At 69.4% G+C, this 4,430-nt stretch carries 5 protein-coding genes and 1 tRNA gene; 2 read left to right on the forward strand and 4 right to left on the reverse strand.

Features of this window, described 5'->3' with window-relative positions; translation table 11 throughout:
- Positions 1-128: 128 nt before the first annotated feature.
- The 4 genes from ACLN58_RS18445 to ACLN58_RS18460 form a co-directional block, all read right to left on the reverse strand.
- Complete coding sequence (locus ACLN58_RS18445; RefSeq protein WP_415856701.1) at positions 129-983, reverse strand: aldo/keto reductase; 855 nt, start codon at positions 981-983, stop codon at positions 129-131.
- Between the two features lie 138 nt (positions 984-1,121).
- Positions 1,122-1,562 carry a hypothetical protein gene (locus ACLN58_RS18450; protein ID WP_415856702.1) on the reverse strand — a complete coding sequence of 147 codons (441 nt, stop codon included), beginning with the start codon at positions 1,560-1,562 and terminating at the stop codon, positions 1,122-1,124.
- An 8-nt stretch (positions 1,563-1,570) separates the two neighbouring features.
- Positions 1,571-2,221 (reverse strand): bacterial proteasome activator family protein, encoded by a 651-nt coding sequence (locus tag ACLN58_RS18455; RefSeq protein ID WP_415856703.1) that lies wholly within the window; start codon positions 2,219-2,221, stop codon positions 1,571-1,573.
- Positions 2,222-2,283: 62 nt separating this feature from the next.
- Positions 2,284-3,267, reverse strand: coding sequence for an NAD(P)H-quinone oxidoreductase (locus tag ACLN58_RS18460; protein ID WP_415856704.1), 984 nt, complete (start codon positions 3,265-3,267; stop codon positions 2,284-2,286).
- Between the two features lie 76 nt (positions 3,268-3,343).
- Here ACLN58_RS18460 and ACLN58_RS18465 point away from each other — a divergent pair.
- Both ACLN58_RS18465 and ACLN58_RS18470 read left to right on the forward strand, forming a co-directional pair.
- Positions 3,344-3,431: transfer RNA gene (locus ACLN58_RS18465), tRNA-Ser, on the forward strand.
- A 164-nt stretch (positions 3,432-3,595) separates the two neighbouring features.
- Complete coding sequence (locus tag ACLN58_RS18470) at positions 3,596-4,396, forward strand: VOC family protein (protein WP_415856705.1); 801 nt, start codon at positions 3,596-3,598, stop codon at positions 4,394-4,396.
- Positions 4,397-4,430: the final 34 nt, after the last annotated feature.

A 4,430-nucleotide genomic window follows, 5' to 3' on the forward strand; every position in this document is an offset into this window, starting at 1 on the left:
GCGCCCCCATCCAAGGGTCACCTACCGTGGGTGCTCCCGCATCCAAGGGTCACCTACCGTGGGTGCGAAACCCACGGTAGGTGACCTTCAAATGGGGAGGTGCGGCGCCGCCGTCGTACGCTGCGCGATCAGCCGAAGTCGGCGTGCGCGGGGTCGGAGGCGATGCGGCCCGGGGCGCCCTTGTCGAGCTGGGCGATCGCCGCGAGGTCCTCGGAGTCAAGCACGACCCCGAGGGAGCCCCAGTTCTCCGTGATGCGTCCGCTCGTGACCGACTTCGGGATCACGACGTTGCCGAGCGCGAGGTGCCACGCGATGACGACCTGCGCCGGCGTCGCACCATGCTTGTCCGCGACGGCCTGGAAGACCGGGTCCTCGAGCAGGCCCTTGCCCTGGCCGAGCGGGGACCAGGACTCGTGCAGGATGCCGCTCGATGATTCGAACGCGCGCAGCTCGGCCTGCGGGAAGTACGGGTGGGTCTCGACCTGGTTGATGACCGGGAGGACGCCCGTCTCGCGCTCGATCTCCTGGATCGTCTCGATCGTGAAGTTGGAGACGCCGATCGAGCGCACCCGGCCTGAGGCCTGGAGCTTGACGAACTCCTGCCACGTCTCGACGTACAGGCCCCGCTTCGGCTGGAGCCAGTGGATGAGGTAGAGGTCCACGTACTCGAGGCCGAGCTTCTCGAGCGAGGCCTCGAACGCGGGGCCGACCTTGCCGGCGCCCTGGTTTGCGTTCCAGAGCTTCGTGGTGATGAACAGGTCCTCGCGGGCGAGGCCGGACTTCGCGATGGCGCGGCCCACGCCGGCCTCGTTGCCGTAGATCGCGGCGGTGTCGATGTGGCGGTAGCCAGCCTCGAACGCCTCGCCGACAACGCGCTCAGCGACGTCGTCCTCGACCTGCCACACGCCGTAGCCGAGCTGCGGGATGGTGTGGCCGTCGTGGAAAGTGAGCACAGGGGATGTCAGGGATTCGGTGGAAGCCATGGGTCTCATCCTGCCACCCAGGCAACCGATTTCTGAGCGGTTGTCAGATATTTCCAGCCGGCTTCGCCGACCGCGAAACGCGGAATAATGCGGGGCCGGGCTCATGAGCCCCGAGAGCCCCGGCCCGGCGCCAAGGGGTCAGAGGCTGACGGCGCGCTCCGCCGTCTCAACTTGCTCGACGACCGTCGCTGCCCGCCGCTGGACCGAGAGCGCGCCGACCGGCACGGGACCGATGGCGAGGCTCAGCATGGCGGCGGCCTCCGCGGTGGTCGCGAGCGCGTTCCCGGCCTTGGACAGCGCGCGGTGCACGTCGGCGTAGTCGCCGGGCACGTCGAAGCCGTCGCTCGGGGCGAGGCGCTGGCACTTCACGCACACGGCCCTGACGCGCGGGAGCAGTTCCGCGAGGCCGTCGGCGATGACCACGAGCTCGGCGTAGAGCGCGTCGTCGTCAACGCCCTCGAGGACTTGGTGATACCTGTCGAGCCCGCGCTGGAAGCGGTCGTGCGCGCGGCGCCACAAGCCCTTGCCGAGCTCGGCGTCGTCCCGGCGCCCCCGCAGGACGTTGTCGAGGATCCCCACCCTTGCGCTCAGAGGTACTGGCCCGGACCGTGGTCCGCGTCAGGGTGGTCGCTGCGCAGACGGGCCTGGTCGGGGCTCATGGGCGCGCGCTGCGGCTCCCCGTTCTCGCCGATGACCACGCCCGGCGCGATGACCGTTCCGGGCGGGAGCTGACGGAGTTGAACCTGCGCCGCGGCGAGCTGGTGGGCCGCCTGTTGGGCGGCGATGGCGGTCTGGATGCCGTGGAAGAGCCCCTCGAGCCAGCCCACGAGCTGGGCTTGCGCGACGCGGAGCTCGGATTCGGACGGCACGGTGTTGTCGCTGAACGGGAGCGTGATGCGGTGGAGTTCGTCGACGAGTTCGGGCGCGAGCCCGTCCTCGAGCTCGGCGATGGAGCGCTCGTGGATCGCGGCGAGGCGGTTGCGGGCGGCCTCGTCGAGCGGGGCGCCCTTCACTTCCTCGAGCAGCTGGCGCACCATGGTGCCGATGCGCATGACCTTCGCGGGCTCGTCGACGAGCTCCTGGAGGCTCGCCCGGCGCCGGTTCTCGCCCGGCTCGCCGCGCATCATGCGGCTCGCCGCTGGCGCGCCCGGCTGGCCGCCGTCGTCGATCGTCATGCCCTCAACGGGCTCGTCGTTCTGACCGCCGTTGGGCGCAGTGCTCCCGCGCGCTTCGCTCATGTGGCCATCCTCGCACATGCGCCGGGCGCGCGGCCGGGCCGGCCCGAGGCCGAAAGGGCCTGTCAGGTGGTCAGGAGGACCTTGCCCACATGCTCGCCGGAGTCGAAGTATTCGTGCGCGCTCTGCACGTCGGCGAGACGGAACGTGCGGTCAACAAGGGGCTTGATGCGCCCGTCCTTGATGAGCGGCCACACGTGTTCGCGCACCGCGGCCATGATGATGCCCTTCTCCTCGACAGGTCGGGGCCGCAGCGCCGTGCCGATAATTGCCGCGCGCTTGTTGAGGAGCAATCCGATGTTGAGCTCGGCCTTCGCGCCGCCCTGGAGCCCGATGATGATGAGCCGGCCGTACGGCGCGAGCGCCTCGACGTTGCGCTCGAGGTACTTCGCGCCGACGACGTCGAGGATCACGTCCGCTCCTCGGCCGCCGCTCGCGTTGCGCACCGCCTCGACGAAGTCCTGCTCGTTGTAGTTGATGGCCACGTCGACGCCGAGGAACGCGCGCGCCGTGCTGACCTTCTCCTCGCTGCCCGCCGTCGCCGCGACGCGGGCCCCGAAGGCCTTCGCCATCTGCACGGCCATCGTGCCGATCCCGCCGGTGGCGCCGTGGATGAGCACGAGCTCGCCGGCCTGGAGCTGCGCCGTCATGACGAGGTTCGAATACACCGTCGCGGCGGTCTCCGGGAGGCTCGCGGCCGTGACGAGATCCACGCCCTCAGGCACCCGCAGCACCTGCTCCGCGGGCACCGCGACCTTCTCCGCGTACCCGCCGCCCGCGAGCAGCGCGACGACCCGATCACCCACCGAAAAAGGACGGACGACGTCGGGCCCGAACCCGGCGATGCGCCCCGAAACTTCCAGCCCGGGAACCTCGGAGACGCCCGGCGGGGGCGGGTAGAAGCCGCGGCGCTGCTGGACGTCCGCGCGATTGATGCCGGCCGCGACGACGTCGATGAGCACCTCCCCGGTGCCGGGTACGGGATCTGAGACGTCGCGGACTTCGAGGCCCTCGGGCCCACCGGGTTCAGCGATGTAGACGGCCTTCATGCTCGTGGTTCCTCCCGAGGCGTGCCCGTACCGGTTTCGTCAGGTCTTGATGCCTATGAAACACTACTAGGCACAAGGAAGGTTGTCCGAGCGGCCTATGGAGCTGGTCTTGAAAACCAGTGTGCGGTCACCCCGCACCAAGGGTTCAAATCCCTTACCTTCCGCAACCAGAGCGCCCCCGGTCCGGCCGGGGGCGCTCTCATTGTCTGGTCGCCCTTTCGGAGCGGCTCGTCGGCGCCGCGCCCCAGAGCTTGAAAACTGTCGGTGGGCCCTAATAGCGTCATGAGCGTTGGAAGAACCACGAGTCACCACCAACCAAGGAGCAGCTATGCCCAAGCCCGAGATCACCTCCGGAGCCCCTTGCTGGGCCGACCTCATGACGAGCGACGTTGAGAAGGCGAAGGCCTTCTACGGCGAGCTCTTCGGTTGGACGTACGAGGTGGGCGACCAGGAGAAGTACGGCGGCTACGTGACGGCCTGGAAGGACGGCGAGCAGGTGGCCGGGCTCATGAGCAAGATGCCCGAGCAGGCCACGATGCCGGACGTCTGGACCGTGTACCTCAGCACCGATGACATCGCCGCGACGGCCCAGAAGATCGAGGCCGCGGGCGGCCAGGTCTACGTCCCGCCGATGGAGGTCCCCGAGCAGGGGCACATGGCGATGTACGGCGACGCCGGCGGTGCCGCGTTCGGCGTGTGGCAGAGCACGGGCCACACGGGCTTCGGCAAGGTCATGGAGCCCGGTTCGCCCGTCTGGTTCGAGAACTTCACGCGCGCCTACGAGCCCACGGTGAAGTTCTACCAGGACGCGCTCGGCTGGGAGACCGACGTCATGAGCGATACGCCTGAGTTCCGCTACACGACGCTCGGCGCCGGGATGGAGGCGAAGGCCGGCATCATGGACGCCGCGAACGAGCTCCCGGAGGGCGTGCCGTCCAACTGGCACATCTATTGGGGCGTGGCGGACGCGGACGCGGCGATCGAGGCGGCCGCGAAGCTCGGCGGGCAGGTCATCCGCAGCGCGGAGGACACGCCGTTCGGCCGCATGGCCACCCTCGCGGACCCGCTCGGCGCGGTGTTCCTCATCAACCAGGACCTCGGTCAGGGCGGCGAGCAGGCCGCCGAGTAGTCATCCGCTGTAGTCGGGGCGGCGAAGGCGAAGG

It is taken from the genome of Sinomonas sp. G460-2, from assembly GCF_047759905.1.
Taxonomy (GTDB): Bacteria; Actinomycetota; Actinomycetes; order Actinomycetales; family Micrococcaceae; genus Sinomonas.